Here is a 22,643-nt window from a genome sequence, read left to right as displayed (position 1 = left end):
GTAACTTTAATTTTACAGAATGGACTTTCTCTTTTTCTACCCTAAATTTCTATTTACACAAAATATTTTACGCTATCATAAAATCACTAAACATTATGTGCTCTATACTTATTACCGAAAACTGTAATTCTAAGTTGAAAAACCAATTAAAAAAGTATTTTCGACAAATCCTGTTAGCAAAGCGAAACCAATAGAACAAGGTAAGTGGGGGTTATATGAAAGCGTCATATACTATAGCGTATTAAAAAGTCCATCAATCTTCCTGTATACTTAAGGATTATTGGTAGACTTACTTGTTCCGTTAATAACTGGATTGGCACATTCTTTGAACTTCCTGCTTTTAATGAATAAAATGTTTTTATTAATAGATAAATTATTTTTTTGCCCATCGATAGGTCATCAATTACGATAATCCTATTGTCGGTGGAAAGAAAATTGGCTAAGATGGATCCAATAAAACCTGCTCCACTAGTGATAAGAATAGTACTCATTATAAAACTCCTTTATAGGTAAAACGTTATTAAAGTCTATCATAGAGTAAGTTTTAAATTTATTTAGTACGTATGTTGTTTAATTATTTATTGATAAATGGTTTGTTTATACCTAAATGGTTCTATATTGAGAAAGAGAAAAACTATTTTCTATTTATAGGAACTTTGACCTCGTACACTAAGATATATGAATTTATTGAGAAAAGCGAAAACAAATTCGATTTTGTCCGAATTTATTCACAAGTTTACTGGAAGGAGAAATTTTTATGAATTTTATTTCGTATTTTTCTCTAATAGTTTTTACTTATCTTAGGTTATTATTCATGCAAATTTGCTGATGGTTCACTCTCAGGTAGTAAGTGTTCCGGCTTCACGACATTGAGGAGCATTGATTATTTTACATACTATTAATTGGAATGCATCAGTGTTTATCTTTATTGAAGCTCTAAAAATGAAGGACCAATTGAAAAATTAGATAACTTGTGAAAATTTATTAGCTAATTGATTTTCAAGATGTCTATACTGATTGCTTCTTTCTTTGACTACATTCGTTTAATTTTTACAAATTCCCAATGGAGATAGTTTTCCCAAGAAAGTTTTGCTACTATTAATGAGATAGAACTGTAAATCAAAGGAAACGAGTTGAATCAAATGGCTGAAAGAAAAAAGCGTAAGCGTCAGGGTGTCAAAAAAACGAGCACTTCTAAAAAGGTTCTATTAACCTTACTTGGTATTTTGTTAGCGATTGTTTTAGTTGTCGTCGGAGTCGGTGCCAAAATGTACCACGATGTAAAGAATACGGCGGATGATACCTATGAGTCTGTGAAACGTAAATCTGGGACTGAGGCGCGTCAAGTGAAACTGTCTGAACAAGAACCGTTTAGTATTTTACTTTTAGGAGTGGATACGGGTGCACTTGGGCGGACGGAGCAAGGACGTTCGGATACAATGATGGTGGCGACGGTGAATCCGTCAAATGATGAATCGTTATTGGTAAGTTTGCCTCGTGATACGTATACGGAGATCGTTGGGCATAATACGCAAGATAAGATGAACCATGCCTATGCTTTTGGTGGTGCGGCGATGTCAATGGACACAGTAGAGAAGCTACTGGATATTCCGATTAATCACTACATTACGATTAATATGCAAGGCATTGAGTCATTAGTGGATGCGGTTGGCGGAATTGAAGTCAATAATCCGTTTGAGTTTACTTTTGATGGAACAACTTTTCCAAAAGGTAGGCAAGATTTGGATGGGAATCTAGCATTGAAGTATTCTCGTATGCGTCATGAGGATCCGAATGGCGATTATGGTCGTCAGGAGCGGCAGCGTCAAATTATCACCGGGATTGCGAAAAAAGTTTTGAGTACGCAAGGTCTGACAAATTATCAATCGATCTTAACGACGATGGGTGAGAATGTGAAGACGGATCTATCCTTCGATGACATGCGGACATTGATGGGGGATTACCGTGGGGCCTTTGGACATATCAAGTCGGATCAGATGAAGGGCGAAGGCTTTATGCAAGATGGTGTCTCTTATCAACGAATTGATCCAACAGAATTAAAACGCGTTCAGGATGAATTGAAAAATCAGTTGAAGTAAGTCCGTGAAGTGGTTGTGGCAGAAGTGGTAAGCTGTAAGAAATTTTGGTTTCTTTCCGAAGAAGCTACTTTTGGAACACCATTTATTCGACAAAAGGAGCTGTGACAAGAGGTTTGTCACAGCTCCTTTTTGTTTAAACTTTTCTTGTGTGGGCTGACATCTGGGAATGGTTGGGGTAGGCTAGTAGTGTGGATTGGAGGGGAGTGCATGAAGAAAGTTATTGCCGGAATCGGCTCGTTGCTCTTGAGCTATGGAGTGGTGTATTATTTGGTGCTACCAACGTTGTTTAATTATCCTCGTTTGGAGCGGATGACACAGCGATTTGAATTCACAGATGAAGCGCTGTGGATGTTTGTTTTCTTGAGCCTGTGGCTGTTCTACTGGCAATGGGTGCAGCGAAAATTTTGGAATATTTACTTGTATCTTTTTTATAGCTGCTATTTTCTGTTATTGTTTATCATGCTATTCACGAAGGCGCGGGCGTATCATTCTTTCAATCTAAATCCTTTTGAGCTGTATTTGAATACTGCTCAGCAAGTCAGTGAATTGATCTTAAATATCGGCTATTTTATTCCTTTAGGCTGTCTTTATGGTTTTCGAGCCAGCAAGACGGAAGCAGTGGTAATTGCTTTGACGACGATTCTTGGGATCGAAACGATTCAATATGTTTTTTATCTCGGGACTTTTGATATCTGGGACATCATAACGAATTTTATCGGCTGTGTGATCGGCTATCAGCTTTGCGGTTTGATCAAACGCCGGATGACGTAAATGGATGGGGTATGCAGCGAGAATTCGGCTGCATGCTTTTTTTGTAGTAGTTTAAAGGTCGGAACAAACAGATTAGTTGTTTGTTTCGGTACTTCATGATAACTTACAATTAGTAAGTTAAACGAGGTGGAGGAAATGAACTACATTTATCAAGCGGGAAAACCGGATCGGAAAAAATTCATTTTGCTGCATGGAACAGGCGGCGATGAACATTCTTTAGTGGAGTTAGTCAATCTTTTAGATGAGGAAGCGACGATTCTTTCGTTTCGTGGTAGCGTTCAGGAAAATGGGATGAATCGGTTCTTTCGTCGTCATGGCTTGAATCAATTTGATTTTGCCAGCTTGGAGCGGGAGACGGACACATTGTTAGAAGAAATTCGCGGGATTAGCGAGGAAAAAGGAATCGCGCTATCAGAGTGGGTTTTGGTAGGTTATTCAAATGGGGCGAATATTGCCGCCCATATGTTATTAGAGCGTGAAACGAAATTGAGTCAAGGAATTTTCTTCCATCCGATGTCGTTGGAAGTTCATACACAAACATTTCCGCTAGACGATAAAAAAATTTGGGTTTCGTATGGTGGAGAGCAAGATCCGATCGTGAGCACGGCTTCTTTTGATGAACTAGTCACGGCTTTTCGCAAACGACAAGCAGAGGTAACGGTCTTTGACTCCGCTTATGGGCATCAATTGACGATGGAAGAAGTGCAATCGGCGCGTACATGGTTGAAGGCATTATAATCAATTATCTGCTCCAAAAATGAAAAGTGGATTCGACCGAAAACAAATTGAAGGAAGTCGCGAAGCCTTTCTAAGATATGGTAAACTAGTGATCGAAGGGGTGGCATGATGACAGACTCATTTGAATTTAAAGGGCTGACTTTGACCTTGACTGATTTGGCGTTCAACGATCAAGAGCTGCAGAAATTATTGACCTTTGAAGGGGCGATCACTCATGAGCGTTTGAAGGGGTTTAATTTTCACTATTTCTTGATGCCGGAATATGATCTGAATACGATATTGGCCAAGTTGGGCGATGCGGAACGGAAGGCAAAGCGAATTTACCACATCAAAGGCCAGCTGGTTTCCAGCAATTTGAAAAATAGTTCGGTGGATGGCTATTATATGCCGACCAACTGGGGATTTATGCATGTGGAGGACCACAAATAGAAAAGAGGAGATGTGACTGGGACTAGTCACATCTCCTCTTTTCTATTTAAATTGTCCCCATGCGGTGCCAGTTCGTTTGGTGCCATTGGAGGTTCCGGTGGCTAAATAGCCATAGGTGCCGTCTGAGCGGTGTTGGCGAATCCAGACATGGCCTTGTTCATGGGCGAAAGCATCGTAATTTATGGCTTGGCCGGGCTGTAAGACGGCTAGACTTTTGGCGCCGGTAGAAGGGGCGGTTCGTAAATGAATCGCCGCTTGCAAAATAAAGGTGCCTTTTTCAGCGATTCCCCAAGTGTTGGTGGCCGGTATTTTTCCAGTGAAGTAGTCCAGTTTTTTTCTGCCGGACAAACGGTTAAGGTCTAACGATCCACTATAACCCGGCAAGCGACCCTTTGAGGTATATTGATGCAGATCAAAGTTTTTATTGACAGTTGGTTGCACTCCTTGGAACACGCCACTATTCGTTCCGTAACTAGGTAGCCACAAGGCATCGAAGTTCTCGACAGCTAGATTGAATTGCTGATAAAGGTGATGAGCCACGTAGACGCCGACTTTTTGTTTGGCTAGATTCTTTAAGGTTTGGCGAAAGCTTTCTACCCCGCCACGCATATCAGCCATCGTTTGTTCTTCAACGTCCAGCCAGTAGAAGCAAGGTTGAAATTTTTTTGCCCGTTCATAGAAGATACGGGCTTCTTGGGCCATATCTTCATGGTTAATCCCTCGTACCCAAGCGTAGACCGCTGTGGGTACGTCTAATTCTTGCAGCCGTTCAAGATGAGTTTGGTAGAAGTTGTCGCAATAGTCCGAGCCGTATTGGACGCGAACGATCGCATAATCGATGTGCTGAGCGAGTACGGAATAGTTGATTTGATTCGGCTGTTGCCATTCACTAAGATCGATAATCATTGGTCGAGTCATGGTTATTCCTTCTTTCATTTTTTTTACATGATCATGTGGTCACAGTTTGGCAAAAAAATTCAAAAGATGAAAAAAGAAACTTACTCTTTTTTGCAAGCAGATTGCAAGGTACATCCATAAGAATGAGGTTTGTAGCAGGTGAAGTGGTAAATTTCTCTGTCTAGCTGTAAAATTGTTCCTCGAAAAGGCTGTGGTTTTTCTTCATTTTATAGGTACCGGCCGGAATAAAATGATAGGAGACCACTTTGGATGAGGGATGAGCAAACAGAAATTTTAGAAAAATATGAACCTTTGTTTTATCGTGTGTTAATTGATTGTCGCGTTTTTCGTAAAAACCCTGAACATGAAGATTATTTACAGACCATTCGATTGGCTTTTATTGAGAAAAGTCAATCGCTGGATTTAGCTTCAGATGAACAAGTGACTTTATTATATCGCTATTTGTGTTGGCGGGTGCGGGATTTACAGCGGCAACAGCAGCGACGGGAGGCGTTGCTTGAAAAATTGACACGGTACAAAGTGGACCAGGAGATTGAATTAGAGTCTCGGATCGAGTGGGAGGATTATTTGGAGCGGCTTTGGCCTAAGTTGACGATTGGTGAGCAGCGCTATCTTTTTTCGCGACTGTGTTTAGGCTTGTCTATGAATCAAATCATGGCGGCTTATCAAGTCAGTCGCTCCACCGTATTGAAGTGGAAGCGGCAATTAGCCAAACGGTTTACAAAAAAATAAAATTTTGGGTACGCATTTGCTTGCTAGCTTTCGTTAATAATAGTGTAGGCAGTCGCGACCCTATCAAAATGAAAAAAGGAGGAATTGAGATGATTCAGAAATTGGGAAACAAATTGCAGGTACAGTTGGAAGGCGTAGAAGGAGCCAAACGAACGGTCTCCTTTAGCAATGTGGTAGAAGATTCCGCAGAAGAAAAGATCTTAGCTTTAGGTGATGTAGTAGATAGCCTAGCGCAGAACAGTGCAACAAAGGGCGTCATCTTGACCACGCAAGCGCGTTATACTAAATAACTTAAAAAAAGGAGGAAACGACTATGTTAAAATTATCGGCCGCATTCGAAAATAGCTTAGGTACGTCACATCGTTGGAGCTTCAGTGATCCAAACCAGAATCTGACAGCGCCGGAAGTTCGCGAACAATTGGAAAAATTATGTGAACTGGAGCTCTTTTCAAAAGAAGGGGTTCAATTATTTAAGCAAGTAACTAGCGCGAAGTTGGTAGAAACTATCGAAACAGAACTATTTTAATAGCAGAAAAGCCTGACGTTGTGAAAGATGTCAGGCTTTTTGCTGATTTCCTAGGATCGAAAGAGGTACTTTTGGCGGGTTTGTGATAGAATGCAAACGGATATTATCGTTGAGATTGTGAGGAGCTAGTGGAATGTATACAAAAGAAGTATTTAACAATCAAATGAGTAGCTGGATCAATATCGATGCGGAAAATACAGAGGAATTAAAGAATCTTTACCGTGATTATGGGGTTGATAGCGAGTTTGTCGATTATTCTTTGGACCGCAATGAACGGGCACATTTAGATTACGATAAGGCGACTGATGTATTGTTACTGATTTTCAATGCCCCAAATCGTCGCAAGATTGACAATCACTATGAGACGGTGCCTATGACCTTCCTTGTGGTGAACCGCACGTTGATTACTGTAACCAATCAGCACAGCAAATACGTCTACTTTGAGATCAAAAATTATTTAGATAAACAGCCGAACAGTAGTCTATTTGAAGTATTATTTAATAGTCTCTTTATTATTTCTGATCAATATTTCCCTTTTGTTGAGGGGATGGATCGTGATCGTAAGCGGATCAGCCAACTGTTACGGGAAAAAACCACGAAACAAAATCTATTGTTGCTGTCTGATTTAGAGACGGGAATCGTTTATTTCGTCACGGCCTCTCGTCAAAATGTTTTATTAGTGCAGCAAATCAAAAGTCATGGCATTTATCGTCGTTTAAGTGATTCGGAGAAAGAAAGCTTGGATGATGTTTTGGTTGAAGCTCAGCAATTGGTGGAGATGACGCAACTTTCTTCCCAGATTTTGCAGCAGCTTTCAGGTACTTATAATAACGTCTTGAATAATAATCTAAATGATACGATGCGGATCTTAACCGTGTTGTCAGTGCTGTTGACGATTCCTACCATCGTCTCCGGTTTTTTCGGAATGAATATGCCGCTGCCGCTGGAACATGATGCGTTTGGGTGGGTGATCACCATTATTGTTAGTTTGATTTTGTGGTTTGCCTTATCGGGTATTTTACGACGCTTGATGAAATAAGAAACTTTAAAAGGAACAAAAAGAGTCCGTTTGGCGGGTTACTTTTGTTCCTTTTTTATTATTTGGTTACAGCAATTTGATATAAGAATATAAGTTGGATTGAAAAACGGACTTTTGTCCATGAACATGAAATAGCTCTTGATAGATCGTCAAGGACAAGAAAAAAATATAGGCATAAAAAACTCCCTTTAACTACAGTTCGTTGGAATAAAATCGATCGTCAGCATAAAGGCACCGAATCGTACGAAGTGAGAAGCGTAATTTTGAATAACGTTGAAAAGAACTCAGATATAGAAAGATGAGTCATCAAATTTGTAATAAAAAAATCCGTAATAGGTGGATGAAAATCATAGATGAAATTTATGGATCAGACTTATCTGCTGGATACTTGGATTTGTGTGGGAGTTTATAATTAATTTTCGTTTTTTTAATCTTAAAAGTTTCGTGGGTAAAAGGATATGTTCTATATACTTGTTATTTAAAAAAATGGATAATCATTTTAAAAAATAACGATCTTTTTTAAATGAAATTATTTATTTTAAAAAAAATTTTTGAGTAAATCCGTACGCCTATAAAAAAGAATGATATTTTATAAAAGTTATTAGTGCAAGCGGATTGTCATTAATGGTAGCCGTTCTGAAAGGGACTATCAATAAATTATTGGAAGAAATCTGTTTAACTAGGTCTAGCAGAGCTTATTTGCACTAGTGTAAGTGCAAACATTTCATGTTGTTGTTCAACGAATAAGCGACTATATTAAAAATGTAAGGAGCGAGGAATATGCAGCAAATAACAAAAAGACAAATTCAAATCTTGCTTCAACTACTTGAGCACCGGGAGCCAATGACCACCAAAAATCTAGCTAATCAGCAAAATGTAAGCGTTCGTACAATTAAATACGACTTAGAGAGTGTCCGAGGCTGGTTGCAGGAAAGAAAGCATGATTTGAAAAGCAAGCGTAGTCAGGGAATTTGGCTGATGCTGAATGATTCCCAACGAATCAAGCTTAAAAGTGAATTAATGGAAGTGGAACGTTTTGAATTATACGCAGATCAAAGTCTTAGGCTAGATCGTTTGAGTATCCATCTGCTGCTGACGGATCAAGCGATTACTTCCTTTGACTTGGCTGAAAGGCTAATGGTCAGCAAGGATACAGTGATTCATGATCTAGAAATTTTGGAGAAACGGCTAGGTTCACTAGATATAAGATTGGAACGTATAGCCCGAAAAGGTTTTTTGCTCACCGGTTCAGAGCATCATATTCGACTTTTAATCGAAGAAATCGTGCAAAAGGATCTGACGGATTATGACATTTATAAAATTATGGGACTGCTTTTACAAAATGAACAGCAGGAAGTCTATGAACTTTATTCTGCTAAAGGCACGGCATTTCAAGAGGTCTTTAATCGTGTGATTGATGAGATGCGGCAAATATTGAAGAGAATCGACACGTCCGAGCTGAACTACGCTGAGCTGCTGAATATGCTGATTCGTGTAGCAATCGCTACTGTCCGTCTGCAAAATGATTACACGATTGGCCGCTATCAATTATTGAATGATCCAAAAGAGCAAAGGGAACTCTCATACTTATTGATGCAGCAAGTCTTTTCTTACTACCAATTGCCCTTATTCAATGATGAATATCGTTATATTTATAGTGATACCTTTGAAAATGATCCGCAACAGGATGTAATGGTCTTGACGGAGAACTTAATTCATATGGTGAGTAAAAAAGTCGATCATTCTTTTTATCAAGACCCGCAATTATTGACCAATCTATACGCTCACTTGTCGATGCGCTTGTCTCGTAAGCAAAAATTCGTGAATGAATACAACCCCTTTAAAGATGACATCAAAGCAAAGTATCCAGAATTATTTGCAGCGATCGAAACGGTCGTTCGTAAAGAAATTCGCGGGAAAAGCGTCTTGATTAATGATTCTTTTATTGCTTATATCGCCCTGCATTTTCTCGTTTCCTATGAAAAGGTAGAGGAATTTCGGAGTGTGCGGGCCGTGTACGTTTGTTCTACCGGATTAGGAGTCACTAGTTTGATCAAGCAAAAGATTTCAGAGGAGCTTTCTAATATCGAGATCGCCGCCTTTGCTTCAGTTTTAAACGCGCAAGAGATTATTAAGCAAAAAGATCCAGATTTGGTCATTAGCATTTTTCCCATCGACGGAATCGAGAGCGAATTTATCAAGGTTCATCCTTTGCCGACGGAGCAGGACTTAAAAAAAATACAACAAGCGGTCAAAACTATCTTGACTCATTCACCGCAAAAGGGTCAGCGAAAGCTAAAAATCGAGACCTCTATGAGCCACAGTTCATTGGAAGACTTCAGCAAGGAGTTGATTGTACAAGCTTATACGATTTACGAGAAGCTACAGCTGCAATTTAAAGGACGGTTGAATTCAGACTACCGAGAGGCCTTTTTGCTTCATGTTTTCTTAATGGTTCATCGAATCACTTTTGACCAGCAATATACGATTGAGGGCAATAAGGCGAGTCAGGTAGTCAGAGAAATAAACAACAACAAGGCGATTCAGAAATTATTTAACGAACACAATCTCAGAATCAATCAATCAGAGATCAGTGCACTATTTACTTATATTAAAAGTGGGGGATGAAAAAAAGTGAGTGGAGAAGCGAGAGAGATTATTTTAACTAGTGAGTATCAAACAGAGTTACAAGGACTGGTAGATTGGCTGATTGAAAAATTAGCTGCAGTCTCTATTGTACCAACAGAACTGCAGTGGACGATCTTGGTGAACCATCTAAATGAAATGCTGCGGCGCTCGAAGACAGACGATACGATACCGGAAATTGATCCGTTGATGTTCAGTGAAGTCTCTTCTGAAGCATTAAACTTAGCGGATGGCGTCGTAAAAAAAATAGACAACTTAACAAAAGATGAAATATATGTATTATCGATCCATTTTGAAACAGCCAAACAAAATTAATTTTAGGAGGAATTGTAAATGATCACAGTAGTAATTGCAGACCGTATGGGTAAAGGACAAAATGTCGCAAAAGGTGTCGAAGCAGCAGGAGGAAGAGCAGTCGTCGTGCCGGGAATGGGTGCGGATATGCGTTTAGGCGATGTGATGCAGCAGGAAAAAGCCGACATGGGAATTTCTTTTTGTGGCAGCGGCGGTGCGGGAGCTTTAACAGCTTCCACAAAATATGGCTATCCTGAACGCCACGGTATGCGTTCGATCCAAGAAGGTGTGACTGCAATCGAAGACGGCAAAACAGTTTTAGGTTTTGGTTTTATGGACGTGGAAGAATTGGGGCAAAAATTGACAGAAGCATTTGAAAAGAAACAGTCAAACTAATTAGGAGATGACCGGGATGAATATCCAAAATTGCCAACAAATCAAGATATTAGTGGAAGGTCAAGGGGATACTAAACAGCACGCTTTTGCGAGTGCGTTAGGTCAGATCCAAAAAAAGATCATGCAAGAGTCAGAAGTCATCTTACGGATCGAACCGATAGATGTTGACATTGTGAAGGCGGCTCAAAAAAATTATACAGAACGCTTTTTCTTCTTCTTCTTTCCACGAAAACGCACCAGTTATCAAGTAACGCTGGAGGTACTGGTTAACGTGACGACACTTCTAGTAGAGGACGTAGTGTTCACACAAGAGCAGACGGCAGATCCGGATAGTATTCATATTCCCGTGATCTCCAAAAAAATCTGAGTTATAGAAAGGGAGTAAAAAAGTGGACTTTACAGTTATCTTAATTAAATCAATTATTATCGGCGGCCTGCTAGGTTTCTCTGCTTCAGTTGGAGCCGCACGAATGTTCCATGCGCCAAGTACGCAAGGGCTGGGTGCCTTTCGTACATTAGGGGAAATGAACGCCTGTATGGGAGACCCGGCGTCGCATTTCTCATTCGGGTTAGGCTTCTTCTTTAATGCTTGGGCTTCGACGGTTGGGGCAGGAGCATTTACTCAAGATGTGACCCACCGGATCATTCCTAACTGGGCAGCTTCTGTCTTATTGGCTAAAAATAAAAACGTGGCGGATACGATGCACGATCCAAGAAAAATGGGGATCGTTGGAGCAATCATCGGCGCGGTCGTTGTCGCTTTTTTAAACTCTACAGCAGCAGCGATTCCTGAGGCGCTGCAAGTGACTGCCGTTGCAGTCTTAGTTCCAGCGGCAACAACCCTGATCAATGTGGTAATGCCGGTTATTTTCTGGTTGGCCGCACTTGATGCAGGCAAACGTACTGGGTTTTGGGGCACGTTATTTGGTGGGATTGCGCAATTGATTATGGGTAATGCAGTTCCCGGCGTGGTATTAGGTATTTTGATTGGTAAAGGTGTTGACGAATCTGGTTGGACAAAAGTAACGAAGATCATGATGGTAGCGATCGTAGCATTATTCATTTTAAGCGGCTTTTTCCGCGGGTTCGACTTAGAAATGTTAAAGAGCTTCCAAATGCAAATACCAAACTGGTTAGAAAATATCCACAAAGCCATCACCTTGAACTAATAAAATAGGAGGAGAATAAATGGATAATACAGAAGAACTAGAAAGAGAACAGGATGTGCTTTCTGAAGAGAAAAAAGCGAAAAGCTTCTGGTTTGCGGATTGGGCTTTCCCAATCACCGTTGGAATCATGTCAGCGGCGGTCTTTGCGGGGACCCATATGTATGTCACTTACGGCGTAGGGGCCTTTAATGAAGTATCCATCGTCGCTATGTTGAAAGCCGGATTAGATGGTGGCTCATACGGTGCTGCCGCAGCGTTTGGTGCTAGTTTCTTATTCGCCCGAATTTTAGAAGGTTCGTTAGTGGGTATCCTTGATTTAGGTGGATCAATCTTGACGGGGATTGGAATTGGTATTCCTGCTATCTTCTTGAGTATGGGAATTCGGGCACCAATTGATAATTTCGCCTTATCTTTATTGACGGGTACAGTCTTAGGGTTACTAGTCGGCGGGGTCATTATCTTGATACGTAAATTTACTATTAATCAGGCGAACTCGACCTTTGGTGCGGATATCATGATGGGCGCTGGAAATTCTTCCGGTCGTTTCTTAGGACCATTGATTATTTTGAGTGCTTGCGGGGCTTCGATTCCAATCGGACTAGGTGCGACATTAGGGGCACTTGTTTTTTATGCTTGGAAGAAGCCGGTTGCAGGTGGCGCAATCTTAGGCGCGATGCTGTTGGGGATGATCTTCCCAGTAGCGATTCAATAGAGAGAAGGTTACAAGATGTTTGATTTATTAATCAAAAACGGGAAGTTAATCAATGGAGAAAAAATCGAAGTAGCGATCAAAGATGGTGTGATTTTAAAGAACGATTCAGTAATTGAATCATCAGCTAAACAGGTAATTGACCTAGCAGGGGAGCACTATTTATCAGCCGGTTGGATTGATGATCATGTACATTGTTATGAAAAAATGACGCTTTATTATGACTTTCCTGATGAGATCGGTGTGACCAAGGGAGTTACGACGGTGATAGATGCCGGCACGACTGGCGCAGAAAACATCACGGCCTTTTATGAATTTGCAAAGCAGGCAAAAACTAATGTCTACGCTTTAGTCAATATTTCAAAATGGGGAATTGTTGAACAAGATGAATTGGCAGATCTGACAAAGGTTCAAGCCAACTTAGTTCGCAGAAGTTTATTGGAACTACCGCAGTTTGTGATCGGTATCAAAGCTCGCATGAGTAAGTCCGTTATTGGGGAGAACGGACTTACTCCATTGGAGCTAGCCAAACAGATGCAAAAAGAAAATGAAAATCTGCCATTAATGATCCATATCGGCTCGGCACCGCCAGCGCTTCATGAAATATTAGAACACTTAGATGCTGGCGACGTGCTTACTCATTGCTTTAATGGGAAGACCAATGGCATTTTGAATCAAGAGAAGGACCAAATCAAAGACTTCGTCCAAGTTGCTTATGAGCGAGGGATCGTCTTTGACATTGGTCATGGTACAGACAGCTTTAACTTTCATGTAGCGGAAACAGCGCTGAAAGCAGGGATCAAAGCAACGACTATCAGTACCGATATTTATCATCGTAATCGCGAGAATGGACCAGTCTTTGACTTGGCGACAACGATGGAAAAATTGCGGGTAGTGGGATACAGCTGGGAAGAAATCCTAGATAAGGTAACCGCGGCACCTGCAAAAGCGTTCCACCTCACGAAGAAAGGCGAAATCAAAGTCGGTTATGATGCGGATATTACGATTTTTGATCTTGTTGAAGGGGAAAAAATATTGACCGATTCAAACGGCGTTACTCGCATCGGAAAAGAACTGATCCAACCAGTGAAAACAATTATTGGAGGCGCTATCTATGACAATTAGTTATGACCAGTTTGGCTTGAAAGAAGTCATTAACGCATCTGGCAAAATGACCATTTTAGGGGTATCAAAGGTATCAGAAAATGTTCTGGCAGCACAACGTTTTGGTGGCGAGCATTTTTTTGAAATGAGCGAGTTAGCGATTCAAACAGGAGCATATATAGCTAAGCTGTTAAAGGTGGAGGATGCCCAGATCGTATCTTCAGCATCTGCAGGTATCGCGCAATCAGTAGCTGCGATTATCGGACAAGGGAGCCTCTATCATGTTTATCATCCCTATACTGACCGGATTAAGCAACGGGAAATCATTTTGCCCAAAGGTCATAATGTTGATTATGGAACACCGGTAGAAGTCATGGTCAGTCAAGGCGGTGGACAAGTCGTAGAAGCCGGATACGCGAATGGCTGCTCAACCGAACAAGTTGAAATGATGATCACAGAAAATACGGCGGCGCTACTTTACATCAAAAGCCATCACACCGTTCAGAAAAGTATGTTGACGGTGGAAGAGGCAGTGATGGTAGCTCACAAGCATCAATTGCCGTTAATCCTTGACGTAGCGGCAGAGGAAGATTTATTTAAGTATAGTCAAGCGGGGGCTGACTTAGTGATTTATTCAGGGGCGAAGGCGATTGAAGGGCCAAGCAGTGGTTTGGTAATTGGCAAAGGACAATATATCGAATGGCTACGTCTTCAAGGAAAAGGAATCGGCCGCGCTATGAAGATCGGTAAGGACAATATTTTAGGATTGACCCAAGCGTTGGCTGATCGGCTGGAGAATGGCAGTGAGTCTGGTGAATCAATGAAGCAACGCTTAGCGCCATTTATTTCCGCATTAAATCAGATTACAGGATTAAAAGCGACGATTGTACAAGACGGCGCAGGCCGTGATATTTATCGTGCGAGTGTCAAGTTACAAGAACGTTCTGCCAAGGAAGTCATCGCTGCATTAAAGTCAGCAGACCCAGCCATCTACACACGAGAATACCAAGCCAACAATGGAATCATTGAGTTTGATATTCGAGCTGTTGATGCAAGTGAATTAGAAAAAATCATTACACGCTTAAAAGAAATTATGTAAGGAGCAAAGCTAAATGTCGTTATTACCAAATTATTATCAAAATCAAGTCTGCCTGAATGTTCTGGCAAATTCAGTAGACAACGCCCGCGAATGTTACCAAGCAGCAGAGGGACACGTGGTATTAGGTGTATTATCGAAAAACTATGCCACAGAGGAAGCAGCCATCAAGGATATGAAAAACTATCAAACTGCGACAGAGAATGCATTGTCTGTTGGCTTAGGAGCTGGAGACCCGAATCAAAGTCAAATGGTTTCAAGGATTTCAGCATTATTACAGCCCCAGCATGTGAACCAAGTTTTCACGGGTGTGGGGACTTCGCGGGCGCTACTTGGACAAGCAGAGACCGTTGTAAATGGCTTAGTATCGCCAAGCGGTCAAGTTGGTTATGTCAACATCGCGACGGGACCTCTAAGTTCACGGGCCCCGGAAGCGGTGATCCCCATTGAAACAGCGATCAAATTATTGCAAGATATGGGAGGAACCTCTGTTAAATACTTTCCAATGAAAGGCTTGGCGCATAGAGAAGAATATCGAGCAGTTGCTGAGGCATGTGCCAAATATGATTTTGCCTTAGAACCAACTGGTGGTATTGACTTGGATAATTTTCAAGAAATCGTCCAGATTGCCGTTGACGCCGGAGTAAAAAGAATCATTCCCCATGTCTATAGTTCGATTATTGATCCCCAAACCAATGATACACGACCCGAAGAAGTGAAAATACTATTTGAAATGATAAAAGAATTACTTTAAAACATAAATAGAAGATAAGAATGCGACCTAGATTAGCCGCATTCTTTTTTATCGTATTAAGGAACAGGAACTATCTTGAAGAAGTTTGACAGTAGTCAAAAAATGAGGTAAGTTAAGAAATAATTAGGAAGAGTTCTATTTTTTTACAAGCATTTGTGAAAGAATTCACTTTTAGCTAGACTGAAAGGTATTGGAGGAATCGAAATGGTTGAAACATTTGTATTTTCAAGTGAAAGTGTCTTTCTTAATCAGGAAAGTCAAACGATGGCAGCGCAATTTTTAGAGTATCTAAAGCGTCGTAAGCAGCGGATCGGTATGGTGTTTAATGATCAGCAGTCAATGAATCAAGTTTTATTGGCACATGGTTTGGCAGAGTATTTTGATTTTTCGATCAATGGTGAAGCCGGTCGACAAGTAGCACAGAGCTTATTAGATTTTCTAAAAGACGAATTGCAGCAAGGCAAGGTGCACTTCATTTCCAATTCATTATCCCAGTTGCAAGAAGCCGAATCACTAGGCTTTGCGCCAATCTATGTAAACGATGATTGCTACAAAGAGGGTGTTCCGTGTCGTGCTTATGAGGATTATAACCAATTGCATTTGGCAGTGATTGCCGATCGCTTTGAAGAATTAATTTAAGTGTTAATTGAAAGAGTTTAAAACCTAGCTAATCATTGCTACATCGTAATCTAAGAGTTCATTCCAAAAGAAACGGGTTCTTCACTAGTAGTTATTGAGACTTGTTTTATGTTCATTGGGGATACCTTATGAGATTTATTGCTCAGAAATTTAAAATAAATAGTCCGGTTTTAAAGGATGACCTTACTAGGGAGAAATAAAGTAAGGTCGTTTTTTGTGCTATAAATAACATAAAAAAGTATCAGAGACGGATATAAAAATAATTTTTATTCTGTCAAATTGAGAACTCACTGATAGGAATATGATAAACTGTTGATGATAGATAATGGATATGTAACGTTTACTCGAGTATTAGATGAAAATCAAGTAGATAGAAGGTGTTGAATGTGGGGAGACATACCGATCCAAACGAAAAATCAAAGGGCAAATATATCGCCATCGGATTATTAGCAGTCGCGTTGTCGGGAGCTTTATTTTTTGGCGTACGAACCGTGTTAAATTATGATAACGAAAAACAAGAAGTCGCCCAGCCAGAAAAAAAGGACAAGGTTAAAACAGCCTCTAGTTCAACCAAACCTTCAGAAAAAACAGCCGCAACGAAAAAAACGAGTGAAGTAAAAGCGACAAAAGAAACAAGTCAGTCTATGAAGAGCAGCTCCAAGAAAAGTTCAAAGAAAAAGATGGCGACAAAGAAAAGCTCAAAAGAGAAAAGTAAAACGAAGAAATCTTCCGCTACAAAACAAGCCAAGCGCCCTAAGCTAGACAGCGCCAAGCTGACGGCGAGTGCTGGTAAAGTGTATTATGGCGTACATTATTTCAAGAACGGTTGGGACTATTCCAGTAAAAATTCGGAAGCCACAGTCGCCGCGAATGTGATCAAGGTTTTCATTATGGATTACGCACTGGCGCAAAAGAACGATCAGCAAATTAACGGTAAGCCCTTGAGGGAATGGTTAGAGCCGATGATCCAAAGAAATGACGATGACGCGGCGAATGTTTTGATCGATCATTATGGTATCGATCAAATGAATGCTTATTTCAAAGAACAAGGGTATCAAGAGACGAAGCTCGAACGACGAATGCTGGATATCAATGTAAAAAGTGATAAAGACAATTACACCTCCTTAAATGATTGTCTGAAACTTTTGGAAAAGCTCTATGATCAAAAAGAGCAAGAGCCGCAAAAAACCATGATCGCGATCATGGAAGGACAAAAGCTTCGGACGAAGATCCCCCATAAATTACCGAAGGATCTCAAAGTAGCCAATATTACCGGGGAACAAGATCAGGTCGAAAATGATATTGGGCTCGTTTTTTCTAAGGAGAATCCGTATGCAATCGTGGTATTAACGAAAGAGGTGCCAGATATCGTCAAAACTAGAGAAGCAATCGCAGAATATAGTTTAGCTGCCAGCAAATTAAAATAAAAACGATCTTCACACAAGTTTGACCGTGTGAAGACCTTTTTTTTCTATACAGGAAGAGGCACGCGTGATACGCTTTTGAGTAGAAAATAACGTGAAGGATGTGGGAAAATGACGAAGGAAGAATTTTTAGCTAAGATCGCTGGGGGCTTGATCGTTTCGTGCCAGGCATTACCGGGAGAGCCTTTATATACTGAAAGTGGCGGAGTAATGCCATTGTTGGCATTGGCAGCAAAAGAAGGCGGTGCTGTTGGGATACGAGCCAATTCAGTGGGAGACATTCAGCAAATCAAAGCGTTGGTCGATTTGCCTGTGATTGGGATCATTAAGAAGCAGTATCTGCCGGAAGAACCATTTATTACTGCCAGTATGAAGGAAATCGATGAGCTGGCGGGAATTGGTGTTGAAGTGATCGCTCTTGACTGTACGTTACGAAAACGCCATGACGGCTTGACAATTCAGCAGTTTGTCAAACAAATCAAAGAAAAATATCCGGATCAATTGTTGATGGCGGATATCGCGACTATTGAAGAAGGGTTAAACGCTTTTGAAGCGGGCGTGGATTTTGTCGGGACGACTTTAAGCGGGTATACAACGGAAAGTGCGGTACGAACAGGTGCCGGCAATCGGGGTAGCGGGCATCGTCGTTGGCGGTGCAATTACCCGACCGCAGAAAATCACAAGTCGATTTGTAGCAGCGTTGGAAAAATAGAAAAAGAACGCCTTTGAGAAAAAAGAGCAGGCGCCATGACAGCTAGTTGCCAAGTTAGACCACTAAATAAGGGGAGGTTGCAATGAGAATCAAAGAAATTACGACGAATAAGAAAGCTTATATTGAACTGCTACTTTTAGCCGATGAGCAAGAGGATATGATCGATCGCTATCTTGAGGCGGGCCGTATGTTTGTGTTAGAGGACGATGGGATTAAAAGTGAAGCGGTGGTGGTAACATTAAATGAACACGACTGCGAATTGAAAAATCTCGCGACCGATCCGTCGGCGCAAGGAAGAGGCTACGGTAAAGCGCTGATCCAGTTTCTTTTTGCGGAATTTTTAGGCGAGTATCAAACGATGTACGTTGGGACAGGGGATGTTCCAAAAACGTTGAATTTTTATAAAAGTTGCGGCTTCCGAGAATCGCATCGACAGCAGAATTTTTTTACCGACAATTACGCTGAACCGATTATCGAGGAGGGCATTCAGTTGGTAGATATGGTTTATTTACGAAAAGATGCGGAGAACGCTCCAACCGAAGCTGGATCCCAAGTTTTTACAAAAAAGAAAAGTTTCTGATAGGTATCATTCTATTTTCATGCACTTTTCGAAAAAAAGTAGTATCTTAAATACGTTGAATAGGAGTGTGGAAATAAATGATTGAAATACTATCGAAGATTCTTTCGATTATTGTATTGAATTTGGTTTTAAGCGGCGACAATGCCGTGGTGATCGCATTGGCCACGCGAAAACTGCCAAGTGATTCGCAGAAAAAGGCAATCGTGATTGGAACAGGCGGTGCCGTGGTTTTACGGATCCTCTTGATGCTGATCGCCGTAGAATTATTGATGGTACCCTATGTAAAAATTGTGGGTAGTATCTTACTTTTTTATATCGCTTATGACTTGTTAAAATCAAATGGCGAAGAAGCTAACATTAAGAGCGAAACGACTTTTTTCTCGGCAGTACGGACGATTATTATCGCAGATTTAGTGATGAGCTTAGACAATGTGTTGGCGATTGCTGGAGTAGCTGATGGGCATTTTGTCTTAGCGATTTTAGGTTTAGTGATCAGTATTCCAATTGTTATTTTCGGAAGTCAGTTGATTTTGAAATTAATGGATCGCTTCCCGTGGTTAACTTGGATCGGGGCGCTGTTGATCGCCTACACCGCTGGAACAATGTTGGTAGAAGATGATTTCATCCATCATTTGTTGCGCGGACTAGCGAATGGGCATATTGTTTCCTTGGCTGCATGTCTTTTGCTGGCGGGAATCTATTTCTTATTTAATCGAAAAGAATCCTAATTGGGAAGAACAAGCCGTTTATTCATGAATAGAACCGGTGACAAGTCTTTTGTCACCGGTTCTATTTTTTTGCCTATGAAAAAGATAAGAGTGAGAACGATTCTCTTTAAGAAGGCTTGTGGAGAAAAATTTGCTTCGTTATACTAATGATTGTAAACCCTTACACAAACTTTGGCGATGTCAAAAAGACATCATGGTGATACTGGGAAAAATAGATCAGGAGGTGGAAAGTATGTTTGGCCGATGACTATGAGTTGTTCAACACTTAGAGGTTCTAAGGGCGTTAACTGAATCTTTTTCCTCCTGGGATAAAATCCAATAAAGTTATCCGGGAGCAGGCCTTTTTTGGTGTGCTTTTTTTGGGAGGAAATCGATACAAAAAAGTGGATTCTCAAAAAGGAAGGAATGGATAATGTGGAATTAAAAACAAGTTTACCGAAGATTTTTGACGATTTTGGTGAAGCCAGAAGACAAGGCTTTTTAACAGTGAAGGAAATCAAGGAGAAGGGCCAGCCGGTAGTGGGGGTTTATTGTACTTTCATGCCGGAAGAATTAGTGCTAGCCAGCGGGGCGATCCAAATCAGTCTGTGTTCTACCTCGGATGAAACGATCCCCGATGCAGAAGAAGATTTGCCGCGAAACCTCTGTCCCTTGATCAAGTCTAGTTACGGTTTCGGTAAAACAGATAAATGCCCGTATTTTTATTTTTCTGATTTGGTAGTCGGTGAGACGACTTGTGACGGCAAAAAGAAAATGTATGAATACATGGAGGAATTCAAAGATACGTATTTGATGCACCTGCCCCATAATCGTGACAGCGAAGCCAGCAAACAGCTTTGGTACAGCGAGATGGTGCGCTTCAAAGAGAAATTAGAGGATTTTTTAGGAGTAGAAATCACCGAAGAAAAAATTCGTGCGGCGATCCTGCTGAAAAATCGCGAGCGGCAAGCTAAACAGAATTTTTACCGATTAGGTCAACTGAATCCGCCGGCGATTAGTGGGCAAGAAATTTTTAAAGTCATGTATGGTTCGCAATATAAATTTGATAAGGAAGAAGTCATCCAAATGTTGGAGGAAACCACTGCGAAGATCAAAGAACATTATGCGGCGGGGCAGTATTTAGACAGAAAGCCGCGGATTTTAGTGACCGGCTCACCAATGGGAGGTGTCACAGAAAAAGTCATTCGAGCGATCGAAGAAAATGGCGGAATCGTCGTGGCTTACGAAAATTGTACCGTTGCTAAAGCGGTGGAACGTTTGGTGGACGAGACGGAAGCGGATGTTTATCAAGCGTTAACAGATAAATACATCAATATAGGCTGTGCTTGCATGTCTAACAACCAGCCTCGTAAAGAATTGCTGAGTCAGATGATTGATGACTATCAAGTCGATGGTGTGATTGACATGGTTTTACAAAATTGTATCCCTTTTTCAGTGGAATCCTTAAAAATTAAACGCTTCTTGAAGGAAGAAAAGGACACACCCTATATGTATTTAGAGACAGACTATTCGACTTCAGATATCGAACAAATCAATACACGGGTGACGGCATTTATTGAAATGCTTGAGGAAGAGGTTGTATGCATATAATCGGTTTGGATTCAGGATCAACTACGACGAAAGGGGTGCTTTTTTCGGATGGAGCGCTGATTCGTAAATATTTAATTCCTACTGCTGGAAACCCCAAAGGCGCGATGGAACAAGTCGTTAAACAATTAAGTGCTCCTCAGCAGGAGAAGGCCTTCAAGTTAATCACCACCGGTTATGGTAGAAAATTAGTACCGGCAGATTTAGCTGTAACAGAAATTACTTGTCATGGAAAAGGCGCAGAGTATCTAAGTCCTGGGGTGAAACAAGTGATTGATATCGGCGGACAAGATTGCAAAACGATCCAGCTCAATGGCAGTGGCAATGTCGTTGAGTTTAGTATGAATGATCGCTGTGCCGCTGGAACGGGGCGCTTTGTAGAAGTTATGATGCGCACACTCGGCGAAGATATTTCTGACTTAGATTCTTTTGTGGCGGAAGCCGAGCCGGTGACAATCAACAGCATGTGTACGGTCTTTGCAGAATCAGAAGTGATTAGTTTGATTTCAAACGGAGAGAAACGAGAGGATATTGCATTAGGCGTGCTACATTCCATCGCTAAACGGATCAGCAGTCAATATTCCAAATTGCGACCCAAGCGAGGAGAAGCGGTGTTGTTTACCGGTGGTCTTTCAAAAAGCACGGTTTTTTCTGAAGTGTTGTCCCAATACGTGAATGCCCCAGTTCAGACCGATGAATTGTCTCAATATGCTGGTGCGATTGGCGCAGCCCAAGTTGGAATGAAAAAATTGAATTAGTAAGCAAAAAGGAGCTAGGGCTCTCATAATGTCCTAGCTCCTTTAAGCTGTTGTACAGCTACAGTAAAGGCGGGTACGTATAAAAAGAAAAGGGAGACTCGTTGCCACACCCCTCGCGATGAGGAAAATTTGGGGCCTACGATTGGTAAATAATAGGCAGCGAATAGCAATAATGCAACAATTGCGAGCACTAAACAGCTGAGATAAAAAAACACTACGAGCTTCTCATTTTTATTTGCTGCTCGATAAGCGAACGAAAGTGGGACAAGCATCATGGCAACCATTGCGATCCCAGAAAAAGCCGCATGTAGAAAATAGGCAGGGCTAAAAAAGCTGGCAGACTTGCTGATATGGACCAGCCCTGTCAGCAAACAATCACCAAAGCCGTATAAGGCGATCGCACCGGCTAAGATTTGTGCCAAACGCTTTGACTCAGAGACGAAAAAAAGATAGACACCGATACTGGAGAGTATGAATAAACTGCCGGTCACGATGGAACCACGATTGAAGGCTTGTTGGACGGGACTGCTATCCTCACCTAATTGGCTGATAATCATGGTCGCTTGGTCGAAGCCGGGATAAAAATGCCCAAGAATATAAGGCAATGAAAAATCGCCTACTACTGCTAGAATCAGTAGCCACGGAGAAATTTTTTTGATGAACGTCATAAGAGCTCCTTGTGAAAAATTTGTTTCTTTAACTGTACTTTATTTTAAAAAATATTAATTGTCAAATTAAGTTAGACAATTCCTCTTTGCATATGTGACTCAAGAATACTTCTATTGGTGTTTTATA

At 41.0% G+C, this 22,643-nt stretch carries 25 protein-coding genes and 2 pseudogenes; 24 read left to right on the top strand and 3 right to left on the bottom strand.

Annotated features, from left to right (window positions below; genetic code table 11):
• Positions 1 to 339: 339 nt before the first annotated feature.
• A pseudogene (locus FFM67_RS12475) lies at positions 340 to 491 on the bottom strand (epimerase); the annotation flags it as partial.
• 651 nt (positions 492 to 1,142) lie between these two features.
• On the opposite strand from FFM67_RS12475, the gene FFM67_RS11655 reads away from it, so the two are divergent.
• From FFM67_RS11655 to FFM67_RS11640, 4 genes are all read left to right on the top strand, one after another.
• A complete protein-coding gene (locus FFM67_RS11655; RefSeq protein ID WP_137614722.1) occupies positions 1,143 to 2,099 on the top strand; it encodes an LCP family glycopolymer transferase in 957 nt (318 codons plus the stop codon).
• A gap of 207 nt (positions 2,100 to 2,306) precedes the next feature.
• On the top strand, positions 2,307 to 2,870 hold the full coding sequence (locus FFM67_RS11650; RefSeq protein WP_137614721.1) for a VanZ family protein: 564 nt from the start codon (positions 2,307 to 2,309) through the stop codon (positions 2,868 to 2,870).
• Positions 2,871 to 3,005: 135 nt separating this feature from the next.
• Positions 3,006 to 3,608 carry an alpha/beta hydrolase gene (locus FFM67_RS11645; RefSeq protein ID WP_137614720.1) on the top strand — a complete coding sequence of 201 codons (603 nt, stop codon included), beginning with the start codon at positions 3,006 to 3,008 and terminating at the stop codon, positions 3,606 to 3,608.
• A 108-nt stretch (positions 3,609 to 3,716) separates the two neighbouring features.
• Positions 3,717 to 4,037 carry a hypothetical protein gene (locus tag FFM67_RS11640; protein ID WP_246042996.1) on the top strand — a complete coding sequence of 107 codons (321 nt, stop codon included), beginning with the start codon at positions 3,717 to 3,719 and terminating at the stop codon, positions 4,035 to 4,037.
• Positions 4,038 to 4,079: 42 nt separating this feature from the next.
• Here FFM67_RS11640 and FFM67_RS11635 read toward each other — a convergent pair whose 3' ends face one another.
• Complete coding sequence (locus tag FFM67_RS11635) at positions 4,080 to 4,955, bottom strand: GH25 family lysozyme (RefSeq protein ID WP_246042994.1); 876 nt, start codon at positions 4,953 to 4,955, stop codon at positions 4,080 to 4,082.
• Positions 4,956 to 5,204: 249 nt separating this feature from the next.
• On the opposite strand from FFM67_RS11635, the gene FFM67_RS11630 reads away from it, so the two are divergent.
• The 20 genes and pseudogenes from FFM67_RS11630 to FFM67_RS11535 all read left to right on the top strand — a co-directional run bounded on the left by FFM67_RS11630 (position 5,205) and on the right by FFM67_RS11535 (position 21,848).
• Positions 5,205 to 5,687 (top strand): RNA polymerase sigma factor, encoded by a 483-nt coding sequence (locus FFM67_RS11630; RefSeq protein ID WP_137614718.1) that lies wholly within the window; start codon positions 5,205 to 5,207, stop codon positions 5,685 to 5,687.
• An 89-nt stretch (positions 5,688 to 5,776) separates the two neighbouring features.
• Positions 5,777 to 5,977, top strand: a complete 201-nt coding sequence (locus FFM67_RS11625) for a hypothetical protein (protein ID WP_137614717.1) — start codon at positions 5,777 to 5,779, stop codon at positions 5,975 to 5,977.
• A gap of 23 nt (positions 5,978 to 6,000) precedes the next feature.
• Complete coding sequence (locus FFM67_RS11620; RefSeq protein ID WP_137614716.1) at positions 6,001 to 6,213, top strand: DUF2922 domain-containing protein; 213 nt, start codon at positions 6,001 to 6,003, stop codon at positions 6,211 to 6,213.
• A 133-nt stretch (positions 6,214 to 6,346) separates the two neighbouring features.
• On the top strand, positions 6,347 to 7,252 hold the full coding sequence (locus tag FFM67_RS11615) for a magnesium transporter CorA family protein (RefSeq protein ID WP_137614715.1): 906 nt from the start codon (positions 6,347 to 6,349) through the stop codon (positions 7,250 to 7,252).
• A 780-nt stretch (positions 7,253 to 8,032) separates the two neighbouring features.
• A complete protein-coding gene (locus FFM67_RS11610; protein ID WP_137614714.1) occupies positions 8,033 to 9,880 on the top strand; it encodes a BglG family transcription antiterminator in 1,848 nt (615 codons plus the stop codon).
• Positions 9,881 to 9,886: 6 nt separating this feature from the next.
• Positions 9,887 to 10,213, top strand: coding sequence for a PRD domain-containing protein (locus FFM67_RS11605; RefSeq protein WP_137614713.1), 327 nt, complete (start codon positions 9,887 to 9,889; stop codon positions 10,211 to 10,213).
• Between the two features lie 18 nt (positions 10,214 to 10,231).
• Entirely contained in the window at positions 10,232 to 10,588 is a 357-nt protein-coding gene (locus FFM67_RS11600; protein WP_137614712.1) for an SFCGS family glycine-rich protein, read from the top strand.
• Between the two features lie 16 nt (positions 10,589 to 10,604).
• Positions 10,605 to 10,955, top strand: a complete 351-nt coding sequence (locus tag FFM67_RS11595; protein ID WP_137614711.1) for a DUF4312 family protein — start codon at positions 10,605 to 10,607, stop codon at positions 10,953 to 10,955.
• A gap of 22 nt (positions 10,956 to 10,977) precedes the next feature.
• Positions 10,978 to 11,757 carry a DUF4311 domain-containing protein gene (locus FFM67_RS11590; RefSeq protein ID WP_137614710.1) on the top strand — a complete coding sequence of 260 codons (780 nt, stop codon included), beginning with the start codon at positions 10,978 to 10,980 and terminating at the stop codon, positions 11,755 to 11,757.
• Positions 11,758 to 11,776: 19 nt separating this feature from the next.
• Complete coding sequence (locus tag FFM67_RS11585) at positions 11,777 to 12,469, top strand: DUF4310 family protein (protein ID WP_137614709.1); 693 nt, start codon at positions 11,777 to 11,779, stop codon at positions 12,467 to 12,469.
• A gap of 15 nt (positions 12,470 to 12,484) precedes the next feature.
• Positions 12,485 to 13,591 carry an amidohydrolase/deacetylase family metallohydrolase gene (locus FFM67_RS11580; RefSeq protein WP_137614708.1) on the top strand — a complete coding sequence of 369 codons (1,107 nt, stop codon included), beginning with the start codon at positions 12,485 to 12,487 and terminating at the stop codon, positions 13,589 to 13,591.
• On the top strand, positions 13,581 to 14,669 hold the full coding sequence (locus tag FFM67_RS11575) for a DgaE family pyridoxal phosphate-dependent ammonia lyase (RefSeq protein WP_137614707.1): 1,089 nt from the start codon (positions 13,581 to 13,583) through the stop codon (positions 14,667 to 14,669). Before FFM67_RS11580 ends, FFM67_RS11575 begins: the two co-directional genes overlap by 11 nt.
• A gap of 13 nt (positions 14,670 to 14,682) precedes the next feature.
• Positions 14,683 to 15,420, top strand: a complete 738-nt coding sequence (gene dagF, locus FFM67_RS11570) for a 2-dehydro-3-deoxy-phosphogluconate aldolase (RefSeq protein ID WP_137614706.1) — start codon at positions 14,683 to 14,685, stop codon at positions 15,418 to 15,420.
• 204 nt (positions 15,421 to 15,624) lie between these two features.
• The gene (locus FFM67_RS11565) at positions 15,625 to 16,059 is read left to right on the top strand and encodes an HAD family hydrolase (RefSeq protein ID WP_137614705.1); all 435 of its coding nucleotides are present in this window, start codon (positions 15,625 to 15,627) and stop codon (positions 16,057 to 16,059) included.
• A gap of 386 nt (positions 16,060 to 16,445) precedes the next feature.
• Positions 16,446 to 17,486: a serine hydrolase gene (locus FFM67_RS11560; RefSeq protein ID WP_137614704.1), complete on the top strand. Its 1,041-nt coding sequence runs from the start codon at positions 16,446 to 16,448 to the stop codon at positions 17,484 to 17,486.
• A gap of 108 nt (positions 17,487 to 17,594) precedes the next feature.
• Positions 17,595 to 18,195: pseudogene (locus FFM67_RS11555) on the top strand (N-acetylmannosamine-6-phosphate 2-epimerase).
• Between the two features lie 82 nt (positions 18,196 to 18,277).
• A complete protein-coding gene (locus FFM67_RS11550) occupies positions 18,278 to 18,775 on the top strand; it encodes a GNAT family N-acetyltransferase (protein WP_137614703.1) in 498 nt (165 codons plus the stop codon).
• A gap of 77 nt (positions 18,776 to 18,852) precedes the next feature.
• Entirely contained in the window at positions 18,853 to 19,503 is a 651-nt protein-coding gene (locus FFM67_RS11545) for a TerC family protein (protein WP_137614702.1), read from the top strand.
• A 414-nt stretch (positions 19,504 to 19,917) separates the two neighbouring features.
• Positions 19,918 to 21,093 carry a double-cubane-cluster-containing anaerobic reductase gene (locus FFM67_RS11540; RefSeq protein ID WP_137614723.1) on the top strand — a complete coding sequence of 392 codons (1,176 nt, stop codon included), beginning with the start codon at positions 19,918 to 19,920 and terminating at the stop codon, positions 21,091 to 21,093.
• Positions 21,084 to 21,848, top strand: a complete 765-nt coding sequence (locus FFM67_RS11535; RefSeq protein WP_137614701.1) for an acyl-CoA dehydratase activase — start codon at positions 21,084 to 21,086, stop codon at positions 21,846 to 21,848. Before FFM67_RS11540 ends, FFM67_RS11535 begins: the two co-directional genes overlap by 10 nt.
• Positions 21,849 to 21,871: 23 nt before the next feature.
• Here the strand turns inward: FFM67_RS11535 and FFM67_RS11530 are convergent, their stop codons facing one another.
• Positions 21,872 to 22,516, bottom strand: a complete 645-nt coding sequence (locus FFM67_RS11530; protein ID WP_137614700.1) for a DUF998 domain-containing protein — start codon at positions 22,514 to 22,516, stop codon at positions 21,872 to 21,874.
• Between the last annotated feature and the right edge of the window lie 127 nt (positions 22,517 to 22,643).

It is taken from the genome of Enterococcus viikkiensis (genome assembly GCF_005405345.1).
Taxonomy (GTDB): domain Bacteria; phylum Bacillota; class Bacilli; order Lactobacillales; family Enterococcaceae; genus Enterococcus_A; species Enterococcus_A viikkiensis.
The sequence above is the reverse complement of the archived record's forward strand: the minus strand, read 5'-3'. Positions and strand labels throughout refer to the sequence as shown.

Coding starts and splice junctions, on each gene's coding strand:
- FFM67_RS11620 (WP_137614716.1), top strand. CDS start 6,001: ATGTTAAAATTATCGGCCGCATTCGAAAATAGCTTAGGTACGTCACAT.
- FFM67_RS11625 (WP_137614717.1), top strand. CDS start 5,777: ATGATTCAGAAATTGGGAAACAAATTGCAGGTACAGTTGGAAGGCGTA.
- FFM67_RS11545 (WP_137614702.1), top strand. CDS start 18,853: ATGATTGAAATACTATCGAAGATTCTTTCGATTATTGTATTGAATTTG.
- FFM67_RS11640 (WP_246042996.1), top strand. CDS start 3,717: ATGACAGACTCATTTGAATTTAAAGGGCTGACTTTGACCTTGACTGAT.
- FFM67_RS11645 (WP_137614720.1), top strand. CDS start 3,006: ATGAACTACATTTATCAAGCGGGAAAACCGGATCGGAAAAAATTCATT.
- FFM67_RS11530 (WP_137614700.1), bottom strand. CDS start 22,516: ATGACGTTCATCAAAAAAATTTCTCCGTGGCTACTGATTCTAGCAGTA.
- FFM67_RS11565 (WP_137614705.1), top strand. CDS start 15,625: ATGGTTGAAACATTTGTATTTTCAAGTGAAAGTGTCTTTCTTAATCAG.
- FFM67_RS11585 (WP_137614709.1), top strand. CDS start 11,777: ATGGATAATACAGAAGAACTAGAAAGAGAACAGGATGTGCTTTCTGAA.
- FFM67_RS11635 (WP_246042994.1), bottom strand. CDS start 4,955: ATGACTCGACCAATGATTATCGATCTTAGTGAATGGCAACAGCCGAAT.
- FFM67_RS11595 (WP_137614711.1), top strand. CDS start 10,605: ATGAATATCCAAAATTGCCAACAAATCAAGATATTAGTGGAAGGTCAA.
- FFM67_RS11550 (WP_137614703.1), top strand. CDS start 18,278: ATGAGAATCAAAGAAATTACGACGAATAAGAAAGCTTATATTGAACTG.
- FFM67_RS11615 (WP_137614715.1), top strand. CDS start 6,347: ATGTATACAAAAGAAGTATTTAACAATCAAATGAGTAGCTGGATCAAT.
- FFM67_RS11580 (WP_137614708.1), top strand. CDS start 12,485: ATGTTTGATTTATTAATCAAAAACGGGAAGTTAATCAATGGAGAAAAA.
- FFM67_RS11535 (WP_137614701.1), top strand. CDS start 21,084: ATGCATATAATCGGTTTGGATTCAGGATCAACTACGACGAAAGGGGTG.
- dagF (WP_137614706.1), top strand. CDS start 14,683: ATGTCGTTATTACCAAATTATTATCAAAATCAAGTCTGCCTGAATGTT.
- FFM67_RS11655 (WP_137614722.1), top strand. CDS start 1,143: ATGGCTGAAAGAAAAAAGCGTAAGCGTCAGGGTGTCAAAAAAACGAGC.
- FFM67_RS11630 (WP_137614718.1), top strand. CDS start 5,205: ATGAGGGATGAGCAAACAGAAATTTTAGAAAAATATGAACCTTTGTTT.
- FFM67_RS11600 (WP_137614712.1), top strand. CDS start 10,232: ATGATCACAGTAGTAATTGCAGACCGTATGGGTAAAGGACAAAATGTC.
- FFM67_RS11610 (WP_137614714.1), top strand. CDS start 8,033: ATGCAGCAAATAACAAAAAGACAAATTCAAATCTTGCTTCAACTACTT.
- FFM67_RS11575 (WP_137614707.1), top strand. CDS start 13,581: ATGACAATTAGTTATGACCAGTTTGGCTTGAAAGAAGTCATTAACGCA.
- FFM67_RS11650 (WP_137614721.1), top strand. CDS start 2,307: ATGAAGAAAGTTATTGCCGGAATCGGCTCGTTGCTCTTGAGCTATGGA.